Source organism: Leifsonia sp. Root4, assembly GCF_001425085.1.
In the GTDB taxonomy this organism is placed as follows: Bacteria; Actinomycetota; Actinomycetes; order Actinomycetales; family Microbacteriaceae; genus Microterricola.
Genome location: NZ_LMDN01000001.1, coordinates 662,754 through 687,110 on the forward strand (window position 1 = coordinate 662,754; position 24,357 = coordinate 687,110).

General features: G+C 69.0%; 19 protein-coding genes. 5 read left to right on the forward strand and 14 right to left on the reverse strand.

What is annotated here, in order from left to right; translation table 11 throughout:
- Positions 1–80 precede the first annotated feature (80 nt).
- Genes ASC66_RS03090 through ASC66_RS03105 form a run of 4 tightly spaced genes read left to right on the forward strand, consistent with a single transcriptional unit; the run spans position 81 to position 7,706 of the window.
- Positions 81–3,188 carry an FtsX-like permease family protein gene (locus tag ASC66_RS03090; RefSeq protein ID WP_055834495.1) on the forward strand — a complete coding sequence of 1,036 codons (3,108 nt, stop codon included), beginning with the start codon at positions 81–83 and terminating at the stop codon, positions 3,186–3,188.
- The gene (locus tag ASC66_RS03095) at positions 3,185–6,019 is read left to right on the forward strand and encodes an FtsX-like permease family protein (RefSeq protein WP_055834498.1); all 2,835 of its coding nucleotides are present in this window, start codon (positions 3,185–3,187) and stop codon (positions 6,017–6,019) included. Before ASC66_RS03090 ends, ASC66_RS03095 begins: the two co-directional genes overlap by 4 nt.
- 8 nt (positions 6,020–6,027) lie before the next feature.
- On the forward strand, positions 6,028–7,026 hold the full coding sequence (locus tag ASC66_RS03100; RefSeq protein ID WP_055836245.1) for an ABC transporter ATP-binding protein: 999 nt from the start codon (positions 6,028–6,030) through the stop codon (positions 7,024–7,026).
- On the forward strand, positions 7,023–7,706 hold the full coding sequence (locus tag ASC66_RS03105; protein ID WP_082491973.1) for an ABC transporter ATP-binding protein: 684 nt from the start codon (positions 7,023–7,025) through the stop codon (positions 7,704–7,706). Before ASC66_RS03100 ends, ASC66_RS03105 begins: the two co-directional genes overlap by 4 nt.
- Positions 7,707–7,844: 138 nt before the next feature.
- Here the strand turns inward: ASC66_RS03105 and ddaH are convergent, their stop codons facing one another.
- From ddaH to sucC, 7 genes are all read right to left on the reverse strand, one after another.
- The gene (gene ddaH / locus ASC66_RS18525) at positions 7,845–9,125 is read right to left on the reverse strand and encodes a dimethylargininase (protein WP_082491974.1); all 1,281 of its coding nucleotides are present in this window, start codon (positions 9,123–9,125) and stop codon (positions 7,845–7,847) included.
- A 91-nt stretch (positions 9,126–9,216) separates the two neighbouring features.
- Positions 9,217–10,821: a bifunctional phosphoribosylaminoimidazolecarboxamide formyltransferase/IMP cyclohydrolase gene (gene purH, locus ASC66_RS03115; RefSeq protein ID WP_055834500.1), complete on the reverse strand. Its 1,605-nt coding sequence runs from the start codon at positions 10,819–10,821 to the stop codon at positions 9,217–9,219.
- Positions 10,818–11,408, reverse strand: a complete 591-nt coding sequence (purN, locus tag ASC66_RS03120) for a phosphoribosylglycinamide formyltransferase (RefSeq protein WP_055834503.1) — start codon at positions 11,406–11,408, stop codon at positions 10,818–10,820. Before purN ends, purH begins: the two co-directional genes overlap by 4 nt.
- 23 nt (positions 11,409–11,431) lie before the next feature.
- Positions 11,432–12,688, reverse strand: a complete 1,257-nt coding sequence (locus tag ASC66_RS03125; RefSeq protein WP_055834506.1) for a cell division protein PerM — start codon at positions 12,686–12,688, stop codon at positions 11,432–11,434.
- A 183-nt stretch (positions 12,689–12,871) separates the two neighbouring features.
- A complete protein-coding gene (locus ASC66_RS03130) occupies positions 12,872–14,344 on the reverse strand; it encodes a hypothetical protein (protein ID WP_055834507.1) in 1,473 nt (490 codons plus the stop codon).
- A 139-nt stretch (positions 14,345–14,483) separates the two neighbouring features.
- Positions 14,484–15,386: a succinate--CoA ligase subunit alpha gene (gene sucD / locus ASC66_RS03135; RefSeq protein ID WP_055834510.1), complete on the reverse strand. Its 903-nt coding sequence runs from the start codon at positions 15,384–15,386 to the stop codon at positions 14,484–14,486.
- Positions 15,387–15,399: 13 nt separating this feature from the next.
- Positions 15,400–16,569 carry an ADP-forming succinate--CoA ligase subunit beta gene (gene sucC, locus ASC66_RS03140; protein ID WP_055834514.1) on the reverse strand — a complete coding sequence of 390 codons (1,170 nt, stop codon included), beginning with the start codon at positions 16,567–16,569 and terminating at the stop codon, positions 15,400–15,402.
- 233 nt (positions 16,570–16,802) lie between these two features.
- Between sucC and ASC66_RS03145 the strand changes: the two genes are divergently transcribed.
- Positions 16,803–17,024 carry a hypothetical protein gene (locus tag ASC66_RS03145; RefSeq protein WP_157509614.1) on the forward strand — a complete coding sequence of 74 codons (222 nt, stop codon included), beginning with the start codon at positions 16,803–16,805 and terminating at the stop codon, positions 17,022–17,024.
- 45 nt (positions 17,025–17,069) lie between these two features.
- Here ASC66_RS03145 and ASC66_RS03150 read toward each other — a convergent pair whose 3' ends face one another.
- The 7 genes from ASC66_RS03150 to ASC66_RS03180 are packed head-to-tail and all read right to left on the reverse strand — an operon-like array spanning position 17,070 to position 24,354.
- Positions 17,070–17,969 (reverse strand): MurR/RpiR family transcriptional regulator, encoded by a 900-nt coding sequence (locus tag ASC66_RS03150; RefSeq protein ID WP_055834519.1) that lies wholly within the window; start codon positions 17,967–17,969, stop codon positions 17,070–17,072.
- Complete coding sequence (gene murQ, locus ASC66_RS03155; protein ID WP_235496650.1) at positions 17,969–18,916, reverse strand: N-acetylmuramic acid 6-phosphate etherase; 948 nt, start codon at positions 18,914–18,916, stop codon at positions 17,969–17,971. Before murQ ends, ASC66_RS03150 begins: the two co-directional genes overlap by 1 nt.
- Complete coding sequence (locus ASC66_RS03160; protein ID WP_055834524.1) at positions 18,909–19,820, reverse strand: N-acetylglucosamine kinase; 912 nt, start codon at positions 19,818–19,820, stop codon at positions 18,909–18,911. The genes murQ and ASC66_RS03160 overlap by 8 nt, the downstream gene beginning before the upstream one ends.
- Positions 19,810–21,015 carry an anhydro-N-acetylmuramic acid kinase gene (locus ASC66_RS03165; protein WP_055834527.1) on the reverse strand — a complete coding sequence of 402 codons (1,206 nt, stop codon included), beginning with the start codon at positions 21,013–21,015 and terminating at the stop codon, positions 19,810–19,812. Before ASC66_RS03165 ends, ASC66_RS03160 begins: the two co-directional genes overlap by 11 nt.
- The gene (locus tag ASC66_RS03170; RefSeq protein ID WP_055834530.1) at positions 21,012–22,541 is read right to left on the reverse strand and encodes a glycoside hydrolase family 3 N-terminal domain-containing protein; all 1,530 of its coding nucleotides are present in this window, start codon (positions 22,539–22,541) and stop codon (positions 21,012–21,014) included. Before ASC66_RS03170 ends, ASC66_RS03165 begins: the two co-directional genes overlap by 4 nt.
- Positions 22,538–23,380: a carbohydrate ABC transporter permease gene (locus tag ASC66_RS03175; RefSeq protein WP_235496652.1), complete on the reverse strand. Its 843-nt coding sequence runs from the start codon at positions 23,378–23,380 to the stop codon at positions 22,538–22,540. Before ASC66_RS03175 ends, ASC66_RS03170 begins: the two co-directional genes overlap by 4 nt.
- Entirely contained in the window at positions 23,377–24,354 is a 978-nt protein-coding gene (locus tag ASC66_RS03180) for a carbohydrate ABC transporter permease (protein WP_082491975.1), read from the reverse strand. The genes ASC66_RS03175 and ASC66_RS03180 overlap by 4 nt, the downstream gene beginning before the upstream one ends.
- Positions 24,355–24,357: the final 3 nt, after the last annotated feature.

Here is a 24,357-nt window from a genome sequence, read left to right on the forward strand (position 1 = left end):
TTACAGACTATGGGTAGATCGACGCCCCGCGCAAGCACCAGTCTCGCTATACGCTGGACGGCGAGTGCGAAGGAGTACGGATGCATTGGGGAGGCCTGCTCGCGCGTCGTTCGCGCGCAGCGCGGAGCCTTCTGGCAGCCTGTGCCGGAGTCGTCCTCATCACCGGAGCGTTGCTGGCAGGGGTGCTCGGCTACCTCGATGCAGCGGTGCAGGCGGGGATGCGCGCCTCGCTCGAGCACTCCGCCCCGGCGGACGCCGCGCTGCGGGTCTCGATGCGTCTCGCCCCGGACGCGGTGGACCAACGGGAGCGTGTCGAGCAGACGTTCCGGCGCATCTTGCCCGAGAGCGCTCTTTCCATGCCGCGCACCGTCCAGGCCTCCCCGCTCACCGGAACGACAAGCGGCACGAACCCCATCACAAGCGGGCAGGCGCGCTTCGTCGTTGCCGCAGTCGAAGGCGTGCACGACGACGCGCAGCTCATCGCCGGCGACTGGCCGGCAGCGGGATCGGCCGACGGCCTGGAGGCCACGGTGCACGAGGACTCGGCCGATGCGCTCGGCCTCGCAATCGGCGACACCGTCCGACTTGATTCGCGTGAGGGCGATGGTGCAATTCTCCGCATTGTCGGGACCTGGCGCCCGATCGACGCGAACTCGCCGTTCTGGTTCGGCGATGCGATGGCCGAGACCGGGCGGAGCGGAACCGACTTCGGCCCGTTCCTCATCGGGGAAGCGGGCCTCGCCGTGCTTGCAGAGAGCGGCGTCCCCGTCGCCCCCTACGCCAGCTGGACACTCATTCCGGATGCCGCAACGCTCACCGAGCCCCGCGTCGCCGAGCTGCGTGATGCGCTCACTGGAACGGAGCGTGCCCTGCGCGAGGATCCGACTCTCAACGGCAGCGGAGTGTCGCTGAGCGGCGCCCTGCCGCTCACTCTGGACCGCATGCACAACTCGCTGCGCAGTGTTGCGGGACTCGCTCCGATTCCGGTCGTGCTGATCGCCGCCATCGGGTTGATCGCGCTGACCCAGTTGAGCCGCGTGCTCGCCACGGCGCGGTCCGTTGAGACGGGGCTGCTCCGCGCGCGCGGCGCATCCCTGCGTCAGTTCGGCGCGGTGACGTTCGGTGAAACGGCGATCATCGCCGTGCCGGCCGGCGTCGTCGGTGCGGCTCTCGGCGGCGCGCTGGCGGCGGCCGCGGCCACGGGAGATCCGGCATCCGCGGCCCTGCAGGCGCTGCCGATCGGGCTGCTCGTCTCCGCCGCTGCGGTGACGCTCGCGATCATCGTGGCGCTGCGGGACGCGGCCTCCGTGCACCGAGCGCGCGGCGAGGCGGCCGGGCGCGGCTCCCGCGCCGTGCTGATCGGTGCCGGCGTGTTGGTGGCCGGGGCCGCCGCGCTGGCTCTCTGGCAGTTCCACACGGTTGCCGGGCGCGGCGGGGTCTTCGGCGCCCTCGCCCCCGCTTTGGCGCTCGTGGCCTGCGCGCTGCTCGGCGCGCTGCTCCTCGCGCCGCTCGGCACCACCGCGGCCGTGATCGCCGCACGCCGCCCGGGGCTGAGTCCCGTCCTGCCGGCCAGGCAGGTGGCGCGACGCATCTCGCTGTTCACGGTCGCCGCCATCCTCGTGATGCTGGCGACGGCCGGGACGGGTTTTGCCGCGGCCTTCGCCGCCTCCTGGCGGGAACTCGACACCGCGACGGCCATGCTCGGCACGGGCAGCGCCGTGCGGGTGCAGCTGGCACCAGGCGGATCGGAGGCGACCGGGCTGGTTTCGGCCGGGCGCGTTTCCACCGGGCCGGCCGAGATCGAGGCGGCGACCGCCGCACCGGCACTCACCGAAGCGATCACCATCGGCTCAGAGAAGGCCAGCCTCATCGCGCTGCCATCCACCCTGCTGGGCTCGGTCGTTCCCGATCTGCACGGCCGACTCGACATCGCCGCCCTGCGGAACGCGCTCCCGGGCGAGCCTGGCGGCCTCGCTCTGCCCGATGGCACCCGCACTGTGCTGCTGAGCATCGAGAGTGTCGTCCCCGAGGCCGCGCGCGCTGGAACCGTGCAGCTCTCGATCTGGCTGGCGGCTGCCGATGGCACTCTGCGTCACCAGCCGGCCGGCGACCTCGCGCTGTCCGCCGGGAACAGCGTCGAGCTCGCCGTGCCGCTGCCGGATGCCGCAGGCGGCTCGCTCGTCGCGCTGGAGGGTCACCTCCTCGGCTCCGGCGGTGCCGATGACGTGCAGATCGCCCTGCGGGGTGTCGCGGCATCCCCTGGTGCCGATGCCTCGGATGCGGAGGATCTGGTCAGTGCTGGATTGCCTGCGGCGATGACGCTCGCCTGGGATGCGACGAACGGCCGCGCGCTCGTGGACCCGGCCACGAGCGGCCCGGTACCGCTCGCGCTCAGCACGGCGCTCGCCGCCCGTCTCGGCGCGGAGCCGGGCGACCAGATCGAGTTCCGTTTCTCCGCAGACGGCCGACGCGTGCGTGGTGTCGTCGCGGCGGGCTCGGCCCTGCTCCCGACGCTCAGCGATTCGGCCGGCGTGATGGCAGACCTGGGCACGCTGCAACGCTTCGCCCTCGCCGCCGGTGACGCGGTGCCGGGAGGCAATGAACTGTGGATAGCACCGCGGCCCACCGAGGCGGGCGTCGAGGCGGGTGTGAGCGACGCCGCGGCGAGCGCGCGCATCGCGACGGCGGCCCGCGCTCTGGGCATACCCGGCGCCACCGTGACCACGCCCGCCCAACTCTCGACGGAGGCCATCCTCCTGCCCGCGGTGCTCGCCCTCTGGGTGGGCGCGGCCGGTGCGATCGCTCTCGCGCTGCTCGCCGTCTTCGCCACGGCCATGGCACTGCTGAGCGCCCGGCGCGGCGAATCCGTGCTGCTGCGCGCGCTCGGTGTGACGGCCGGGCAGCAGGCCCGCGGCCGCAGCGCGGAGCTGGTCGCGGTGCTCGGCGTCGCCGCAGTGCTCGGGCTGCTGGGCGGGCTCCTCGTTGCCGGACTGACTGTCTCCTCGTTGGCCCGCGCCGCCGTCAGCGCGGCTCCTGCCGCCCTGCACGTGCCGCTCGGAGTGGACCTCGGCCCCGCCGGCCTGCTGCTCGGGCTGCTGGCGCTCGGTGTGGCCATCGTGGCGGCCGACTACGCGCGCCGGGTACGCCGTCAGGCGGAGGGCACGACACTCCGCGAGGCGGGCGAATGAGCGCGCGCCCGCCGTTTCGCCGTCTCGGCGACACCACGCTGCTCTGGCGTCAGCTGAGCACGCGGGCCGGCGCATCGATCGGCGTCGCGCTCCTCGTGCTCGGGGCGGCGACGATCGGCATGGCTGCGCCCCGCGCCGTCGAGCGGCTCAACACGGCCTCGGTGCAACAGCGGGTCTCCGAGCTCACCGCACCGGAGCGCGACCTCGTCGCCGATGCGGCCGGCGGGCCGGAGATCGGGCCCGTTCCATCGGCTTCATCTGCTGCCGAGCTCGGTCTCTCCGAGGAGGTCGCCGCGGTGTGGGGCAAGCAGGAGGCGGCGCTCCGCGGCATCCGGGACGATCTCAGCCCACTCCTCCAGCGGAGCTTCGGCGCACCGGAATACACCGTGCAGTTCGGTGCCCTCCGTGCGCAGAAGCCCGGTGCAGGACCCGCCGCGCCGGTGCACCTGGTGCTGCCGACCTTCGACCCGCGCATGGCCGAGCGTGTGCGTTACATCGACGGGGCTGCCCCGCGGAGCGACGCGACGCCCCTGCCGCGTGCGGATGCGGTCGAGATCGCCCTCTCCGAGCAGACGGCGACCGAGATGGAGTGGCCCATCGGCGAGGAACGGTGGACGGAGCTCGATGGAGCTGGAGCGCAACTGCTGCGGCTTGCAGGAATCTTCGTCGCGGCCGATGCCGATGATCCCTATTGGCAGCACACCCTCGCCGCGCTCGCATCCAGCATCGTCGATGACGGGATCAGTCCACCGCAGTTCACCAGCGTTGCGTTCGTCGATCCGAAATCGTGGGCGGCGTTCGGCGTGATGCCCGTGATGCCGCGCAGCCACATCTGGTACCCCCTGCAGCTTCAGACGCTTCGATCGACAGAGAACGCCGCGCTCCTCGTCGATCTCCGCGAAGTCTCGACGCAGCCCGTCGTCGTCGACTCCGGGCACAGCTACGACCGCTTCGCTCCGCTCGATCCGCCCGGAACGGTGCCGTCGATCCCGAGCATCGGGGCGGTGGAGCTCGGCTCCTCCGCTATCGCGACCCTGGAGCGTTCAGAGCGCGCCGACGCCGCGCTCGTCACCGTGCTCGCGCTCACGGCCATCGGACCGTTCGGGGTGAGCGTCGCGGTGATCGTGCTCGGCACCGGAATCGTCGCCAATCGCCGCCGGCGCTCGATCGGCCTCGCTGCCGCCAGAGGCGCGTCAGAACGACAACTGCGCTTCGTCCTGGGCATCGAGGGGGCGCTCATCGCCGTGCCGGCGGCGGTGCTCGGCGCGGTGCTCGGCACCCTGCTCGTGCCCGGAGTCGCCCCGTCGACAGTCGGCTTCGCCTGCACGGTGCTGTTGGCTGCAACGCCGCTGACGGTCCTCGTGGCGCGAGCGTCCGAATTCGGCGCAGGCGGCTTGCGTGCTCCCGGAGCGGGTGGGGCGATCGGTGGCAGCTCGCATCGTGCGCGGCCGCGACTGCGCTGGATGCTGGAGCTCGCCACCATCGGCCTGGCGGTGGCCGGCACCGTCTCCGTTCTCGGCCGCGGCTACGACGAGGACTCGTCGGGGGTGGATCCGCTCGTGGCGGCGACTCCGCTGCTGCTCTCGCTCGCGGTCTGTATCGCGGCGCTCCGTCTGTACCCGCTCCCCCTGGCCGCCATCGAGCGGGCCGCCGGGCGCCGTCGCGGCCTGGTCTCCGTGCTCGGAGCCCGTCGCGCGCTGCGCGAGCCCGCCACCGGCTTCGCGCCGGTACTCGCCCTGGTCGTCGGCGTCTCCGTCGCGGTCTTCTCCGGCGTGATGCTCGGCACGGTCAGCAGCGGCGTTGAACAGACTGCAGCGGCCAGGGTCGGCGCAGACATGCGCCTGAGCGCTGCGCCGATCACCGCGGATCAGCTTGAGCAGCTCCGCGCCGTGCCGGGGATCGAGGCGACGGCCCCGGTCTATTCCGCGCGTTCCGTGCTGATCTCGGCCGAGTCGTCCCGCGTTCCAGCCGTGTTGCTCGTCGTCGACAGCAAGGAACTCGCCGCGGTGCAGGCCGGTGTTCCCGGGGCGCCCACGTTGCCGGCAGAGCTCGGGGCTGCGGTGGACGATCAGGGCGCTCGGCCGACGCCCGTCGTGGTCTCCCGCGGGGCATCGGACTTCCTCGACGACGCCATAGAGTTCCAGATCGGCACCTACCCGGCGGAAAGGGTGGGGATCAGTCCCGACCCTTCGCCGCTCACCACGAGTTCACGCTGGCTGCTGATCGACAAGGCGAACGCCGCCGCTCTCACGCCCACCCTCCTCCCCCGGATGGTGCTGATCGACCTCACGGCCGGCGCAGACCCTCGGGCGGTGCAGGAACGGCTGGTGGAGCTCCTCGGCGACGACATCGAGGTGACCCTCCCGGCCGGGCTCAGCGCGGAGATCCGTCAGAACCCGTCGATCGCGGGGCTGCAGACGGCGCTGGCCATTGCGATCACCATCGCGGCGTTGCTCAGCGCGGCCGCCGTCGTCATGACGCTCGTTCTCGGTGCGCCGGCGCGCGAGCGGCTGCTCGGCGTGCTGCGGGTGCTCGGGCTCCCCCGTGGGCAGGCCAGGGCGTTGTTGCTCTGGGAGATCGGGCCCGTGGCGGTCGTGGCGCTCACGCTCGGATCGCTGCTCGGGCTCTGGCTGCCACAGCTGGTGCTCGCCGGAGTGGATCTGACCCCGTTCACCGGCGGCAGCGTGCAGCCCGCGGCATCCATCGACCCACTGTTCATCGTGGCATCGATCGGTGGCTTCCTTGCCGTCGTGCTCCTGGCCGCGGCGAGCTCGCTCGCGCTGGCCCGACGCGCGAGCCTCGCTCGTGCAATTCGTCTGGAAGAGGAATGATGGCAGAGATGACGAGCTTCACCGCACCGGCGCGAACCGGTGAACAGGCCGGCGCCGAGCCGCACGTGTTGTGCTCCGACCTGGTGCGCATCTTCACGGCGCAGGGTGTCGAGGTCCAGGCGCTGCAGGGCCTGAACCTGCGCATCGACGCTGCCGAGATGGTGGCGCTGATCGGCGCTTCCGGCTCCGGGAAGTCGACCCTGCTCACGATCCTCTCCGGGCTCGACACCCCGACGGCCGGAGTCGCCAGGGTTGCCGGCCACGACCTGGTCACGATGGGACGGGCGGAGCGGGTGCGGTACCAGCGTCACACGGTGGGTTTCGTGTGGCAGCAGACGGCGCGAAACCTGTTGCCGTACCTCAGCGCCGCCGAGAACGTCGCGATGGCGATCGCCGTGGCGGGCGGTGTGCGCGGGGCCGCTCGTGCACGACGCGTCTCCGAGCTGCTGGAGTTGCTGCAGGTGGGCGAGTGCGCGGGTCGGCGCCCGATCGAAATGTCCGGCGGCCAACAACAGCGGGCCGCGATCGCCGTGGCCATCGCCAACAATCCCACCGTTCTGCTCGCCGATGAGCCGACGGGTGAACTGGATGAGGAGACATCGGCCCAGGTGCTCGAGGCCATGCGCGGCGTGAATGAGGAGCTCGGCGTCACCACGCTCATCGTGACCCACGATCCCACCGTCTCCGGGCACGTGCGCCGCACCGTGCAGATTCGCGACGGCCGCACATCGACCGAGGTCCTGCGCAGTACCCGGCGCGACGAGCACGGAACGGAGCACGCCGTGGCAGAGGAGTTCGCCGTCATCGACAGCGTCGGCCGACTGCAGCTCCCCGATGACTTCGTGACGCATCTGAGCCTGCGTGACCGCGTGCGTCTGGCGCTCGAGAGTGACCACGTCGGCGTGTGGCCGGGGCATCGCGAGGCCGCTGAACAAGTCCAAGGGGCTGAACCGGCAGCAGGGGCCGAACCGGATGCCGGGGACGCCGAAACGGAGGAGAAGCCGTGATCGAGCGAGGCGCGCCCGCGGTGCGCGCAGAGAATCTGAGCCGTGTCTACCAGAGCACGGCCGGAGCCGTCCACGCGTGCGTCGATCTCTCGCTCGAGGTGCACCCGGGTGAGCTCCTCGTGGTCTGTGGGCCATCGGGCGCAGGCAAGACAACGCTGCTCAACCTGCTCGGCGGTCTGGATACCCCGAGCTCTGGCCGGGTGTGGCTGGGCGAGGCGGAGCTCGGCATGCTGAGCGAGGCGGAGCTGGCCGGCATCCGTCGTGACCGACTCGGCTACGTATTTCAGTCATTCGGGCTGATCCCCGTGCTCTCCGCCGCGGAGAACGTCGAGGTTCCGTTGCGGTTGCAGCGCCTTCCGGCCGCTGAGCGCGACGCCAGGGTCGCCGAGGTCCTCGCCCTCGTGGGCCTCGCCGGGCACGCTGCACAGCGGCCGGGCGAGCTGAGCGGCGGTCAGCAACAGCGGGTCGGCATCGCGCGCGCGTTGGCGACGCGGCCCCCTGTGTTGCTCGCCGATGAACCGACCGGCCAGCTCGACAGTCGCACGGCAGGAACCGTGATGGACCTCATCGTCGAGCTCGTCCGCTCCCAGGGCATCGCCGCGGTCGTCTCCACGCACGATCCGCTGTTGATGCAGCGAGCCGATCGGATCCTTGAGCTGCACGACGGGCGGGCCCGCTAACCGCACGCCCCTGCCGCCGGATGCCGCCCGTGCCGCTCGGGCCACCTCTGCTCCCGTACGCTGGCCGGAGATCCGGGGAAGGGACGGCTCCGGTGAACGGAACAGCTCCGGTGAGCGGGACCGGATGTCTTCCGAGTGTTAGCGGACGCGGACGCTGAGGCAGGTGACGCAGCCTTCGAGCTTCTCGAACTCCGAGATGTCGACGGTGACGACCCGGTAGCCGAGGTCGGCGATCAGGGCGGCACTCTGCGGTGCGGATGCCGACATGAGCACCGTGTCCTCGCTCAGCACGACGACGGCAGAGCCGGCCTCCTCCGGCATCGGCAGGAAGCGGTCGAAGATCTCGGGGTTGTCGACGACGGGCGCCCAGCCGATCACGGTGCCGTCCGGCAGCGCGGTGACGGCGCTCTTCAGGTGCAGCGCCTTGGTCAACGGCACGGCGACAACCGTGTAGCCGCGGGAGGCGAGCAGCACGCGCAGCTGGCGGATGCCCTCGGCGTTCGTGCGCAGCGATCGACCGACGTAGACGGTCTTGCCGATCTTCAGCACGTCGCCGCCGTCGAGCGTTCCCGGGGCGAGGATGCGCTCGATGGCCAGGCCGCCGAGTTCACGCACGGCCTGCTCGGCGCCGGCGATCTCGTCGCGGCGGGAATCGGCTCCGGGGCTCGTGATCACGGCCAGCTCGCCGAACATCACGACGGCGTCCTCGATGAACACGGAGTCGGCCATCTCGGGCGCGGCAGGAACCTCGATCGTCTCCCAGCCCTCGGCGTCGAGTGCGGCGCAGTAGTTGTCCCACTGCTGGTCGGCCAGTTCGACGTTCACCGGAATCCGGTCGATGTGGGTCAGTTCGCCATCGGCGAGGTTGGATGCAGGGATGCGCACGAGCGCGACGTGGCGTTCGCCGACGCGCCGCCCGATCGTGCGGAAGCCGATCACGGCGTCGTAGACGATCGGCCCGAGCAGGGCGGAGGCGACGGCGATGGAGAGCACGAAGAGCAGGTTGAAGCTGAACAGGCTGCTGAACAGGTAGATGACGACGTCCGAGGCGAAGACGTTGCCGGATGTGCCGGAGATCAGCACGGCCGAGCCGAGCAGCGCACCGAGAACGCCGGCGCCGAGGCCACCGGCGAGGGCAGGCAGCCAGGCGCGCGTGGCGCCGAGCAGGTTGAAGACGCTGAGCAGCACGAACGCGATGAGTGCGGGCAGGGCGAAGAATCCGCCGAACTGGGCGATCGCCTGGGCCTGCTGGCCGCTGCTGATGAAGTAGCCGAGCACGGTGACGAGGTAGGCGCCGAACACGACGCTCAGTGCGGAGAGCACCGATGCCGCGGTGCTGCGGGGGCGGTCTGCGCCGGGACGGCGCTGGGGCAATGGGTGCTGAGCGGGGACGGGGGCCCCGGCATCCGAAGAAGTCATAGCAGCGAGACTATCGCTCACAGCCCTCGCAGACAGAATGGCCGGATGCCGCAGTGCGCGGCATCCGGCCATCTCGTGCAGCGTGGAGTCCCTAGTGGAAGAAGTGGCGCTCGCCCGTGAAGTACATGGTGACGCCGGCGGCCGTCGCCGCGGCGATGACCTCCTCATCGCGCACCGATCCACCGGGCTGCACGACGGCCGTCACCCCGGCGTCGAGCAGCACCTGCAGGCCGTCTGCGAAGGGGAAGAATGCGTCGGACGCGGCGACCGAACCGCTCGCGCGCTCACCGGCGCGGCTCACGGCGAGGTGGCAGGAGTCGACCCGGTTGACCTGGCCCATGCCGACACCGACGGACGCGCCGCCGGAGGCCAGCAGAATGCCGTTGGACTTCACCGCACGGCAGGCACGCCACGCGAACTCGAGCTCGGCCCGAGTCTCTGCCGATGCCTCCTCGCCGGCGGCGAGGGTCCAGCCGGCCGAGCTGAAGTTCGCGAAGGAGTCGGCCTGCTGCATGAGCAGTCCGCCGGAAACCTGGCGGATCTCGGTCGCGATCGGGCGGTAGTCGGCCGGAAGCTGCAGCAGACGGATGTTCTTCTTGGCGGTCAGGATCTCGATGGCCTCCGGCTCGAAGCCGGGGGCGACGAGCACCTCCGTGAAGATGCCGCTCACGGTGCGGGCCATCTCGGCGGTGACGGTGCGGTTCGCGGCTATGACGCCGCCGAATGCCGACACCGGATCGCAGGCGTGGGCGCGCTCGTGGGCCGAGGCGATCGGGTCGACGGCATCCGCGGCGCCGACGGCGATGCCGCACGGGTTCGCGTGCTTGATGATGGCGACGGCCGGCTCCGCGAAGTCGTAGGCGGCCCGCACGGCGGCGTCGGCGTCGACGAAGTTGTTGTACGACATCTCCTTGCCGTGCAGCTGCTCGGCCTGGGCGATGCCGCCGCCCTCCCGGTTGCGGTACAGGGCCGCCTTCTGGTGCGAGTTCTCGCCGTAGCGCAGGCTCTGCTGGCGGGTCCACGTCGCACCGATCCAGCCGGGGAATCCGGTGCCCTCATCGTCGGGGGCGACGACGTTGCCGATCCACGATGCGACGTTCACGTCGTAGGTGGCCGTGTGGCGGAACGCCTCTGCCGCCAGCGCCTGGCGCTGGGCGAGTGTCGTGCCGCCGGCCTGCAGCGCGGCGATGATCTGCGGGTAGCTCGTCGGCGAGACGACGATGGCGACGTTGGCGTGGTTCTTGGCCGATGCGCGCACCATGGCCGGGCCGCCGATGTCGATCTGCTCGACGACATCGCTGGCCGGGGCGCCGGAGGCGACCGTCTCGGCGAATGGATAGAGGTTGACGACGACGAGCTCGAACGGGGCGATGCCGAGTTCCAGTAGCTGCGCCTCGTGCGACTCGAGGCGCAGATCGGCGAGCAGGCCGGCGTGCACCGAGGGGTGCAGCGTCTTGACGCGGCCGTCGAGTGCCTCGGCGAAGCCGGTCACGCTGGCGACATCCGTCACAGCGAAGCCCGCGTCACGAATGGTCGACGCGGTGGAGCCGGTCGAGACGATCTCGACACCGGATGCCGCAAGCGCCGCCGCCAGCTCGAGCAGATCGGTCTTGTCGCTCACCGAGAGCAGTGCACGGCGCACGGCGACGAGGTCGCGAGAACGGTAGAGGGATGGGTCGTGGCTGGGGCCGCTCATTGCGTGAACTCCTTGAGATTGACGTGGCCGTCGGCTAGATCGCGCACAGCCTGGATCAACAGGCGACGCTCGACGGGTTTGATGCGCTCGTGCAGATCGTGCTCGGTGTCACCGGGCAGCACCCTCACGCGCTCCTGCGCCACGATGGGCCCGCCGTCGACGCTGTTGTCGACGATGATGAGGCTCGCGCCGCTCTGATCGACACCGGCGTCGATCGCGTCGCGAACCCCGTGGGCCCCGGGAAATTCGGGGAGGTAGGCCGGGTGGGTGTTCAGCAGGTGGGGGGTGAGGGCCGCGACGAAGCGCGGCGGCACCAGGCGCATGAGCCCGCTGAGAACAACGAGGTCCGGCTCCCACAGCTGTACCTGGGCGAGCAGCTCGTCGCCCCAGGCCGCACGGTCGTCGAAGGCGGTGAACGGCACGGTGAAGGTGGGGATGCCGAACTCCTCACCGAGGGCGAGGCCATCCGCGTCACGGTCGGCGCCGATGGCGACGACGCGGGCGCCGTAGTCGGCTGCCTGTGTGGCTTCGAGCAGTGCCCGGAGGTTCGATCCGGTTCCGGAGATCAAGACGACGAGCTTCAGCACGAGTCGAGCCTACCGCCTGCCGCCTACTCGCTCAGCGAGTCGGCGGCCGACGGAACCACGCGAGCGGGTCGCTTGGCCACGACCGCGCCGCTGAACAAGCCGAGCAGCGCGGCGGCGCCCACCTCGAGTGCCGCGAAGACAGCGACGAGCAGCGGGTTCGGGCCGAGTTCCTGCAGGCGACCTGGCCCGCCGGATCCGGCGGAGAACCACGCCAGGAGTCCGAGGATGACGCCGGCGCTGAGCCCGGCGGCGAGGCCGTGCGCGAGCAGGATCTTCCAGCCGGGCTGCTGCTGCGGCATCCGCTGACGCAACAGGACGCCGACGGCGAAGCCGGCCAGAATGGGCACGAGCAGCACCAGGAAGCCGAAACTCGCCTGGCCGTCTGGCAGGGCGGCGAACAGTGGCAGCCCGGGAACAGGGCCGAGCACGGTGGCACCCGGAGAGACGCTCGTGCCGACGCCGACGGCGAAGCCGGGCCCGACGACCCAACTGGCTGCCCAGATCACGGCGTTCGGCAGCAGTGCCAGTTGCATGAGCGTCAGCGCTATGCCGCCGAGCGCCCCGGCCTGGAGGGACTCGTACAGGCCGATCACCGTGGCGTAGCTCGTGAGCAGCGAGAACGTCAGCAGCAGCCCGCCCGCGCCGACGACGATGGCTGCCGCGATGGTCCCCCCGCGCAGCCCGGCGGCAACCGTCTGGGGAACGAGCGGGGGGAGCTGGCGGGCCCAGTCGACCACGCCGCGTTGGACCGTGCGCCCGAAGGCGCCGAGTACGGGGCGCCGCGAGCTGGCGAGGCCGATCACGACGGATGACGCATAGATCAGCCCCGGCAGGATGATGGCCTGTGTCGGCGCCGGAGCGGCAAGCGGGTGCCCGGCGCTCAGGGCGATGAGCGCTGCGAGCACGCAGAACACGGCGACGACGATGACGGCGGCCTGCACGGGGTGCGCCGAGTGCGCCGCCCTGCGACCGGCGCCGATGCCGAGCACGATGGTCAGCACCGAGAAGCCGAGCAGGGCGATGGACAGCGTGAAGGCGGCATCCGCCCCAGGCAGGGCGAGTGACGCGACGAGGGCGGCGGGGAGCGTGACGGTGAGGTCGACCCCGTGTCCGAGCAACCAGACGTCGGATGCTGCCCGCCAGAACACGGTCCAGTCGGTGCTCAGGCCGTTTTGCGTCGCCCACAGGATGGTCAGAGGCACGAGGGCGATGCCGAGCCCGATGGCAACGGCGATGACCGCTTCGAGCGCGGCGAGCAGGGCGATGGTTATGCGATTCATGCGCTCACGAGCCTACCGCCGCCATCGCGGGAGGCCAGGCAGCCGCTCGGGGCGCCGTTACTTCTTGCCGTACGGTGCCTTGGCCAGGGCGACGAGGCAGGCGATGCCGAAGACACCCATGACCACGCCGAAGGTGACGAGGTAGCCGATCAGAATGGTTTCCATGAGCCGAGTATGCCGCGCTCAGACGGACTTGTCACTGGTGACTTCTGCGCTGAACAGAACCTCAGTCACCGAGTCCTGGCCGCTGGGCGAGTCTCCTGCCGGTGGCTCCGCGGCCGGAGCCTCGCCGTCGTCGTCGACATCGGCCAACAGTCCTCTCCGCTGCAGCAGCTCGGCGACCAGCACCGCCAGGAGGGCGAGCACTGCGGTCCACACGATGGTCGCGCCGCTCAGCGGGCGGGAGAGCAGCAGCACCGCCGCGGCGACCACACCGATCAGAACGCGGACGAGCACGCGCTGCTTGTACAGGAACACCCCGAAGCCGCCGGTGCTGATTCCGCGGCGATCGGCCGCCGTGCGCACGGAATCCAGGCCGGAGCCCACGAAACCGCGCAGTCTCACCGCCGGCACGAACGGACCGCTGAACCACGCGATGAGTGCGACCGTGAAGGCGAGCACGATCATCGCGGTCGTCGTCGAACGCATCAGCTCGATCACCTGGTTGTAGATCACCTCGGCGGCATTGCTCGGCATGAGACCGGGCGAGACGGAGGCGACGAAGAAGATGCTCGCGATGCCGTAGCCGGCTGCCAGGATCAGCATCACCACGCCGAGGGCGACCGAGGTGGCGACAAGCGCGCGCACCTTGCGCTTGGCGACGAGCACCCCGGCGGCCAACAGCGCGAGTGCGATGAAGGGAAGCCACGTGCCGACCGCGATCGCCAACCCGTAGACGAGCTGGGCCGTGGTGAACGCATCGGCGGTGGCGATCACGATGGTGCGTTCGACGACGGGGATGTTCGACGCGAAGCCGAAGCCCTGGTCGACGAGCCGCTTCTTGACCTCCTCGATGATCGGCCCGAGCTGCACGCCGAGCTCTCCGCCCCCACTGATCGACAACGCCGCATTCGAGTCGCCCTGCAGGGTGGCGGTGAGCTGGCGGTGGCTCACGCGGAGCGCCTGTGCCCAGACGTCGCTGAATGCGTCCGACGCCACGAGTCGGTCGACGGCCGTCGAGACGAGGTTCTGAACGCCGGCCGCGGCGGGTGCCTCGAGCAATGCCAGGGCGGATGCCGCACGCGGCGGCAGGTCGAGCTGTGCCAGCCCGTCGAAGAGGTCGGCCGTGATGGCCGGGATGTCGACCTGTTCCTCGATCACGGCGACGACCTGGTCGGAGACGTAGCTCTGCACGGCGGGGTCGTCCGCGAGGGGGGCGAAGGTCGCCACGAACTGGTCGGTGCTGCTCAGCTGCACCTTCGCCCAGCTGGAGACCACGGCGATCGGTGTGAGTATGAGCCCGATGATGATGAGCGTGCTCGAGAGCACCGCCCACCAGCGGCTGCGCCGGTGCGTCAGGACCACGCCGTGTGGAGCTACGGGGGTCACGACATCCGTCACCGTGGCGTCGACAACGCCGCCGGCTTTGAGCGCAGCGTTCTCGCCCTCGAGTGCGGCGACGAGCGCCTCCAGCTCTGCCTTCGTCCTGCGTGTCATAACGCCCCCTTCGGCTCCTGCTGCCCCCACTGTAGTGACGCAGCGGCTCGAGCAACATGGGGAGTTTGCATTGCGGCACGCAGAAGGCCCGCCCCGCGTGAGCGGAACGGGCCTCCTGATCGTCGTGATGCGAGCGGGCCTACAGGGCCGCGTAGACCTCACGCAGCAGGGCTGCGGTCTCGGACGGCGTCTTGCCGACCTTGACGCCGGCGGCCTCGAGGGCCTCCTTCTTGCCCTGTGCGGTACCAGCTCCGTCGGAGACGATGGCGCCGGCGTGGCCCATGGTCTTGCCTTCGGGAGCGGTGAAGCCTGCAACGTAGCCAACGACCGGCTTGGTCACGTGTGCCTTGATGTAAGCAGCGGCGTTCTCTTCGGCGTCGCCACCGATTTCACCGATCATGACGATGGCCTTGGTCTCGGGGTCAGCCTCGAACGCAGCGAGTGCGTCGATGTGCGTCGTGCCGATGATCGGGTCGCCGCCGATGCCGATCGCGGTCGAGAAGCCGAGGTCGCGCAGCTCGTACATCATCTGGTAGGTCAGGGTGCCCGACTTCGAGACGAGGCCGATCGGGCCCTTGCCGGTGATGTTCGCGGGCGTGATGCCGACGAGTGCTTCTCCGGGCGTGATGATGCCGGGGCAGTTCGGCCCGATGATGCGGGTCTTATTGCCCTTCTCCTGGGCGTGTGCCCAGAACTCGGCGGAGTCAGAAACGGGAACGCCCTCGGTGATGATGACGAGCAGGGGGATCTCGGCGTCGATGGCCTCGACGACGGCATCCTTGGTGAAGGCTGGCGGCACGAAGGCGATCGACACGTCTGCGCCGGTCTTCTCCATCGCTTCAGCGACCGTTGCGAACACGGGCAGCTCTACCGAATTGCCTTCTGCATCCTTGTGGATGACGGTGGTGCCCGCCTTGCGGGCGTTCACGCCACCGACGACCTGGGTGCCGGCCTTCAGCATGAGAGCGGTGTGCTTGGTGCCCTCACCGCCGGTGATCCCCTGAACGATGACCTTGGAGTCTTTGTTGACGAAGATTGACATGTTCGAAAATCCCTTACTTCGCTGCGTGGGCGAGCTCGGCGGCCTTGTCGGCGCCCTCGTCCATGGTTGCGGCCAATGTGACCAACGGGTGGTTCGCTTCGGCGAGGATGCGACGACCCTCTTCGACGTTGTTGCCATCGAGGCGAACGACGAGCGGCTTGTTCGCGGCGCTTCCGAGCTCGGCGAGTGCGCCGACGATGCCCTTGGCAACAGCGTCACACGCGGTGATGCCACCGAAGACGTTGACGAACACCGACTTGACCTGCGGGTCGCCGAGGATGACGTCGAGGCCGGCAGCCATGACCTCGGCGGATGCTCCGCCACCGATGTCGAGGAAGTTGGCAGGCTTCACGTTGCCGTGGTTCTCACCGGCGTAGGCAACGACGTCGAGGGTCGACATGACGAGGCCTGCACCGTTACCGATGACACCGACGGAACCGTCGAGCTTGACGTAGTTGAGGTCGTTGGCCTTGGCCTTCGCCTCGAGCGGGTCAGCAGCGGCCTTGTCTTCGAGTTCGGCGTGGTGCGGGTGACGGAAGTCGGCGTTCTCGTCGAGGGTGACCTTGCCGTCGAGGGCGATGATGTCGCCCTCTTCAGTGAGAACGAGCGGGTTGACCTCGACGAGCGTCGCGTCTTCACCCTTGTACACGTTGTAGAGCTGCACGAAAATCGGTGCAACCTTGTCGACGAGCTCTGCGGGGAACTTCGCGGCAACCGCGATCTCGCGAGCCTTGGCGAGGTCGATGCCTGCGCTCGGGTCCACCGCGACGCGTGCGAGAGCCTCGGGCTTCTCGACTGCGAGAACCTCGATCTCGACGCCACCTTCGTAGCTGGCGAGCGAGAGGTACGAACGGTTCGACCGGTCGAGCATCACGGAGAAGTAGAACTCCTGCGCGATGCGGGCGCCGCCGGCGACCATGACGCGGTTCACGATGTGACCCTTGATGTCCAGTCCGAGAATGGCACGGGCTGCTGCCTCTGCCTCGTCGGGAGTCTTGGCGACCTTGACGCCGCCGGCCTTGCCGCGGCCTCCGACCTTGACCTGGGCCTTCACAACGACGACGCCGCCGAGCTTCTCGGCTGCTGCACGCACCTCCTCCGGAGTGTCCGCGACGATACCCGGGAGTACCGGGACCTCGTACTTTTCAAATAGGTCTCGGGCCTGGTACTCGTAAAGATCCACGCTGCTCTTCCAATCCGCGCTCAGCGTTCCTGCATGGTTTGAGGGTGTGGCAACAGCGTTCAGACGCAGACTAGCTCGGCGTCAAGACACACTGGCCGTAGTCCAGCCTACCCCGTCATGATCGAGCGACAGTTCCGACGAATTTCCTGCAGTGGCGTCATGAATCCTGCCATCCGGCGTCTTCCCAGTAGATGCACCCCACAGTGCATCGGCCGGAGCAGTGAGGAACCGCAGTGAGCACGCCCAGAGATTCAGTACGCCGTCAGATGCCGCGCCCGGCGCGCCAGGTGGCACCGCACCTCGAGAGCTACGTCAGCAGCCAGACCGGGGAACCCATCCACGTCGGGTGCGTCTGCCCGATCGGGCGGCCGCACAGCTACGAGGAGTGGCAGAGCAGCACGACGCTGCGCCCCGGCGCCCAACGGCTGCGTCGCGCCGGCAACGACGCGACATAGCGGGCCAAGCACCTCGCCGAGCCGGGGCACGGGCCGGGTCCGCGGTCAGGACGTGCGGTGCAGCCCGGCGCGGCGGTGCTGTTCCGGTTCGTCGCGATGGCGGAGCACCGCGTCCCTGGTGAGGTTGAGCGAGTCGGTCATGGTGTCGAACAGGCTCTGTGCGAGACGCACGAAGAGCACGTCGGTCACGGCGAGCTGCGCGGTCCGGCTTGCCGTCGCGCCAGAGCGGAACGCGTTCTCGCGTGCCTGCGTCGTGAGCAGGATGTCGCAGAGTTCTGCCATCGGCGATCCCGGGTCATTGGTGATTCCGATCGTCGTCGCACCGGTCCGCCTGGCCTCCCGCAACAGCCCCAGGATCTCCGGCGTGCCGCCGGAATGTGACACGGCGATGAATACACCTCCATGGCCCAGCAGCGCGGTCGACGAGAGCGCGAGGTGGACGTCTGGATGGTACGAGCTGCGACGACCGATGCGCTGCAGCTTCATGGTCAGGTCGCGCGCGGTGAGGCCGGAGGAACCGAAGCCTGCGATGACGACGTCGGGCGCGAGCACGAGAGCGTCGCGGATGCGGTCGACCGCGTCAAGGTCGAGCTCGCGGAGAGTGTGCTCGATCGCCTGGGTCTCCTGGAAGAGCACCTTCGCGGCGACGTCGGCCACGGTGTCTGCCGGGTCGATGTCGCCCGTCAACACGTTGGAACGGTCGAGGTCGGCCTGGTCGCGGCTCGTCGTGCCGACAAGATCGAACCGGAACTCGCGGTAGCCCGAGTAGCCGAGGCCCTGGCAGAACCGGGCAACGGTGGCCGCCGATGTTCCACACAGTTCCGCGACGACGTTGATCGGGTTGTCGACGACGATTCGCGGATCAGCGAGGATCGCTCGGGCAACCCGCGCCTCTGCGGCGCTGAATCGATCGAGCGAGCCCTGAATCCTCGTGAGTGCTCGCACTAGTTGGTTGTTGCCTCTGTGATCGCGGCGCGGAGGTAGCCACCGTTGCCTTCGAGTGTCGCAACGGCGGCAGCTGCGGGGATCCCCGCCTCGATCGCCAGGATCGCGGCTTTGACCCAGCCGCCGGTCGCCTCCAGCGACGCCGCCGCGATCGCGGGCTCGGCCGCAGTGGCGAGAATGACGGTTCTTTCGCTGCGCGCACGCAGCTTCTCATTCGTCGCGCGAAGGTCAACCATAAGGTTACGGTAGACCTTGCCTGCTCGCACCATGGCTCCCGTGCTCAGTGTGTTGAGCACGAGTTTCTGCGCAGACCCCGCTTTGAGGCGGGTTGAACCGGTGAGAAGTTCGGGGCCGACCTCCGTTTCGATCGCGACATGCGCCGCGGCACCGATCGCCGAGTTCGGGTTGCAGGAGTGCGCGACGGTGAACGAACCGCGCTCCCGAGCCCGGTTCAGCGCTCCGACGACGTACGGGGTGCGTCCGGAGGCCGAGATGCCGACAAGGCTGTCGTTTGGTCCGAGTTCGAGGCCATCGACGTCATGGGCACCGGAATCCGCGTCATCCTCGGCGTTCTCGACGGCCGTGTGGATGGCGGTCTCGCCCCCGGCGATCCTGCCGACAATGACATCGTTGGAGATGCCGAACGTCGGCGGGGCCTCACTCGCATCGAGGATTCCCATACGTCCAGCGGTCCCGGCACCCATATAGATGAGCCGACCGCCGCGCGCCATGCCCGCGACGATTCCGGCGAGTGCCGCGGTGATCTGAGTGCTTTGGGCGGCAACCGCGTCGGCGACGGCGCGCTCGCTCTCGATCATTGCGTGCACGAGCTCGGCGTCGTCCAGCAGATCGAGATCCGGGTAGCGCTCACCGACTGTCTCGGTCGGCAACGTACCGAGGAAGTCGCGCAGCTGCTCCCGGTCCTCGGTCGAGTTCGAGCTATCCACGGATGATCCTCTCTTCATAGCCCAAGTCGGTGCGCGTGATGATGAGCGCTGATCCGTCAAGTGCAGTCCCGCGAGACGGGATGATGGTGATGCCGGCGTTGGCGAAGGTCGCGCTCAGCTCGGCAGAAAAATACGGGTGTGCGGCGACGCCGCCCCAGATCGTGATCTCGGAGGCACCCGCGGCGCGTGCGGTTCCGACAAGCGCGTTGCACGCACGCGAGACGATGTCTCTGGCGACCGCGTCACCGTCGCCGGCGGCGTCGAGCACATCTGGGGTGAACCGGCCGAGACGACGGGCCGGGTTGCCCTCTGCGCTCACCCATGCGGGCATCGCGGCGAGGTCACCGACCAGAGTTCGGGCGCGGGCCGTCAGCGCGGTGCCTGGACCACGGCCATCGACGTCGCGTAGGGCAGCGGAGAGGCCTTCCTGGCCGATCCAGCGCCCACTTCCCTCGTCGCCGAGCCAGGGGCCCCAGCCGTCAATCTGACGCGTTGCCCCGTTGTCGGCGACGGCGTAGGCGATCGCACCGGTGCCGATGATCAGAATGACTCCCGCACCGCCATCGAACGCGCCGGCGTGTGCGGCGAGGGCGTCATTGATCAGGGCCACCGGGGCGCCGGTGAACGCGCGCACCTCCGCGACGAGATCCCGGGCGATGATGCCGGCCGCCTCGACGCCGGCCGCGCCGATTCCGACACCGGCGAGCGCTGCCCGCTCGGTGGCGGGGAGCCGGAGGAACACGTCGCGGATCGCGTGAGCAGACAGCGTCGCCCCGTCGAGATCGGCGATGCCTGGAGCACCGGGGCCGCTCTCCTCGGCGATGATGCCGGCATCGTCGAACAGCCTGACGCGGCAGGAGGTCTTCCCCAGGTCGACTGCCAGATAGCGCGGTTCAGTCTGCATGGTGGGCTCCGGTGTTCGGTGCAGCGGCCACACTCAACCGGGAGATCCCGTTGAGCGGCGCAGGAAGGGTGAAGCCACGCGGCCCCGGGCTGATCGTGCCCGCGATTCTGGCGATTCCCTGGACGAGGCTCACCGGGATGCGGTGCCACGAGCAAAAGCCGAGGAATGCGAAGAGCAACGATTCCTTGAACTCGGGATCAATGCCGAACTCGTCGCTCGTGCGCAGGCTCACCCCGTCGCGGGCCAGGACGTCGGAGAGCTCTCGAATGAGGCTGGGGTTCAGCACGCCACCGCCGGAGGCGACAACGGTGCGAACGTCGGGCCCCGTGCGGCGCAGCGCGTCGGCAACCGTGAGCGCCGTGAACCGGGTGAGCGTCGCGATCAGATCCGGGAGCTCGAGGCGCACGCCTGCCGTCGCCTCGGCGTCACGGACGACAGCCAGGGTGAACGTCTCACGCCCCGTGCTCTTGGGTACCGCTTGTCGAAGATACGGATGCGCGAGCAGCGCCGCGAGCACGCCGTCGTGAGCGGTGCCCGCGGCGGCAAGCGCCCCGTCCCGGTCGAATCCGAGTGCCCCACCGCTGTGCTCGGCAACGGTCGCGTCGATCAACACGTTCGCGGGGCCGGTGTCGAATGCGAGGGAGGAACCGTCGGGGCGCAGGAGTTGCAGGTTCGCGATTCCCCCGAGGTTCAGCGAGGCGACGTCGACGGCAGGACCGAAGAACGCTGCGTCGAACAATCCCATGAGCGGAGCGCCCTGACCGCCGGCGGCGATGTCCGCGGCGCGCAGATTGGAGAGCACGGGGGCATCGGTGGCCTCGGCGATCCAGGCCGGTTCACCGAGCTGAAGGGTGCCGCGGGCGCGGCCGTCTTCGACCCAATGGAACACGGTCTGGCCGTGCGACACGACGAGATCCGGTGCGAGACCAGAATCGGATATCGCGGTGGCCGCTGCCGCTGCGAAGCCGTGCCCGATCGCTGTCGTGAGCGCAGTGTGCGCGCCGGCGTCCAGCGACTCTCCATCGGCGTAGGCGAGGATTCGGGCGCGGAGCTCTGGGGCCCAGTCAAGCGTGCGGCTCCACCGCGAGACGATGGTGAGCTCGGGAGTGACCGGATCGCCGCTCGTGGTCGCTTCGACCAGTGCGACGTCGATTCCGTCGGCACTCGTGCCTGACTGCAGCGAGAGGATGATCATGCGGGGCCCCCCGCGCAGATGAGCTCGGCGACGATCCCAGCGGCCAAGGCAGAACTGGCGCGGGCGTCGATCCGGTCCAGAGGGCTCAGGGAGTCATCATCGGGAACAACGCCGACATTGACGACGACCGCGTCTGGCCGGGATCCGGCGAGATGGGCGAGTGCGTCGCGCTGGGCCCCCGGCACGCCGATCCGGTCGACGAGAACGACGAGATCGTCGTCGCCGCGAATGTGGCCGAGCACATCATCGAGGTGGTCGAGGGCGCCGACGCCCTGCCGCGTCATCCGTGCCGGCGTGTCAACGACGCGGTGTGCCGCGAAGGCGAGCCGGAACGCGTCGGATTCATTGGCAACCGCCAGGGTCGCACGGGCGCGCAGGTCGAGCAGGGACAGCCGCGCCTTCGAGCGCACCACGTCGCCGTGGACGCCGATCGCCGCTCGGGTGACGGCTGCCCATTCGGGTTCCACGGTCTGTGGCCGGGCGGGGCCGCGCGCGGCTTCCAGCTCGGTTGCGAGCAACCGAACGCGTTCGGCTGCCCGGCGCAGCTGATCGAGGTCAAGCGCTCCCGACGTAACGGCCCCCAACAGTGCGTCGCGTACCTCGAGGTAGTCCTGCCGGTCGGCGTCGGGCTCACCCGAACCGCCGAGATTGGTCTGCGGGTTGCCGATGCACAGCAGATCGGCACCGGCTTGAATCGCCGCCACGGCGCCGGGCCCGGCGCCGACGCTTTCTCGGATCGCCGCCATGTCGAGCGCATCGGTCACGATGACGCCGTCGAAACCCAGCGCTCGGAGTTTGCCCAGGATGACGGGATTGAGCGTGGCCGGCGCCTCGCCCCACGCCGGAACCCGAATGTGCGCGGTCATGATGCTCCGCACACCCGCGGCGATTGCCGCTCGGAATGGCTCAAAGTGCACGTCTTCGATCTCGCTGACCGCGATGCTCAGCTCGGGCAGAGCGAGGTGCGAGTCGGAGTGGGTGTCGCCGTGGCCGGGGAAGTGCTTGGCGCACGCCGCGACGGCACCGGAGGCCTGGATGCCGCGCACGGTCGCCGCAACATGGGTGGCGACGGTGAGAGCCTCGGTTCCGAACGAGCGGACTCCGATGACGGGGTTCGCCGGATTGGTGTTCACGTCGGCGACCGGCCCGAAGACGAGGTTGATGCCGACGGCGTCAGCCCTGGCGGCGATCGCGGCACCCACCGCGGCACTGAACTCAGGGTCGTTCACCACGCCAAGCTGCGCCGGCCCTGGAATGGTCGAGCCGTGCACTGACTCCAGCCGGGTGACGGTGCCGCCTTCTTCGTCCGTCGCGATGAGCGCGTTCGCGCGGTGCGCGCGGATCGCCGCGGAGAGTTCCTCGGTGCGTTCGGAGATGTTCTGGCCGAAGTAGACGACGCCGGCGACACCTTCATCGAGCGCATCGGCAAGCCACTGCGGCAGCTCGGTGCCGAAGAAGCCGGGAACGATGACCCCGTTGACGGCCTCCAGGACGTCCCGATCCGGGGTGAGTGCTGAGTCGCTCATCCCTTCACCGCTCCCGCGACGAGGCCGGAGGAGAGCTTGCCCTGAACCACGATGAAGAAGATCATGACGGGCAGGGTGATGAGGGTGGACGCCGCCATGACGCTGCCCCAGTCGTTCGAGTTCTCACCGAAGAACTGCTTCAGGCCGATGGCAACCGTGTATTTCTCGCTGGCACCGCCGAGCATCGTCATCGCGAAGATGAACTCATTCCAGGCGGTGATGAAGCTGAACACGCTCGTGGCGACGAGGCCAGGCATGACGAGCGGGAGCATGACGGAGCGGAACATCCGCCACCAACTCGCGCCGTCAAGGAACGCGGCCTCTTCGAGCTCCACCGGGACCGCGGCGACGAAGCCGCGCAGCATCCAGATTCCGAACGGAAGCGAGATGGTGATGTAGACGATGATCAGACCGAGCAGCGTGTTGAGCAGGTGAAGGTCTCGTACCTGCACGAACAGCGGGATCACGAGGGCTTCCATCGGCACCATCTGCACGATGAGGATCATGAGCAGCATCGAGGTGCGGAACTTGAAGCGGAAGCGTGCCACGGCGACGGATGCGAGCAGCGACAGCACCGCGCTGAACAGCACGACGGCGACGGCAACGATCAGCGAGTTCCGCAGGAAGACCGCGAAGCCGCCGTCGTTGAGAACGTAGATGAAGTTGTCGAGGGTGAGCTCAGACGGGAAGAGCCCGCGGGATCCGCTCGCCGCGTTGGCGTCGAACGCGCTCGAGATCATCCAGAAGGCGGGAAACAGCGTGAAGATCAGGAGGAGCGCTACGAGGGCGCCGACGATGACGTTGCGGCGAACGCGTGTTGCCGTGATTTTCCGACTCACAGTTCGTCCTCCTTCATGAGCACCCGGATGTAGATGATGGTGATCACGAGCAGCACCAGCGTGAGCAGCACTGCAATCGCGGAACCGAATCCGTAGCGGTTCTGACCGAACGATTCGACATACGACCACACGCCGAGATTGAGCACATTGCGGTTGGTACCCGAGCCTCCCGGCATCAGATAGACCTGCCCGAACACCTTGAAGTCCCAGATCGTGGACAAGATGATGACCACGGTGAAGACCTGCTTGAGCGACGGGAAGATGATCTGGAAGAACCGGCGGATGGGGCCAGCGCCGTCCATCTGCGCCGCCTCCAGCATTTCCTTGGAGACACCGAGCAGACCGGCCATCACCGTGATCGCCACGAACGGGAACCCGTGGTGCACGACGTTGATGAGCACGATCAGGTAGAAGGTCCACCGGTTGGTGAACCAGTTGAATGGCTCGTCCATCAGGCCGGCACCCATGAGGAGCTGGTTCACGATGCCGTTGTCGGCGTCGAAGATCCACACCCAGACGTAGGTACCGGTCACGGCGGGCATCGCCCAGGCGACCATGATCGCGCTGCCGACCACCGTGCGCCAGAGCACGGAGAGGTTGGTCATCAAGATGGCGACGAGAGTGCCGAGCACCACCGTGCACAGCACGGCGAGAACGGCGAAGATCACGGTGTTGGGCAGAACGACCGACCACAGTTGAGGATCGGTGAGTGCCTCGACGTAGTTGTCGACGCCGATGAAGTTTGTGTCACCGCTGACAATCTCGCGCAGTCCGTAGTCCTGGAACGAGAAGATCAGGACGCGAACGAGCGGCCAGAGAAGCAGGACGGCCAGCACGATCAGTGCCGGCGCGAGCAGGAGCCACGGCCGGGCGGCGGCGATCGTGATCGCCCTGCGCCGCCGAGGGCCGGGGCCTCCGGCCGCTGCGGAACGCGAGGTTCCGACAGCGGCCGGCGACTGAATCGTGGTGGTCATCGA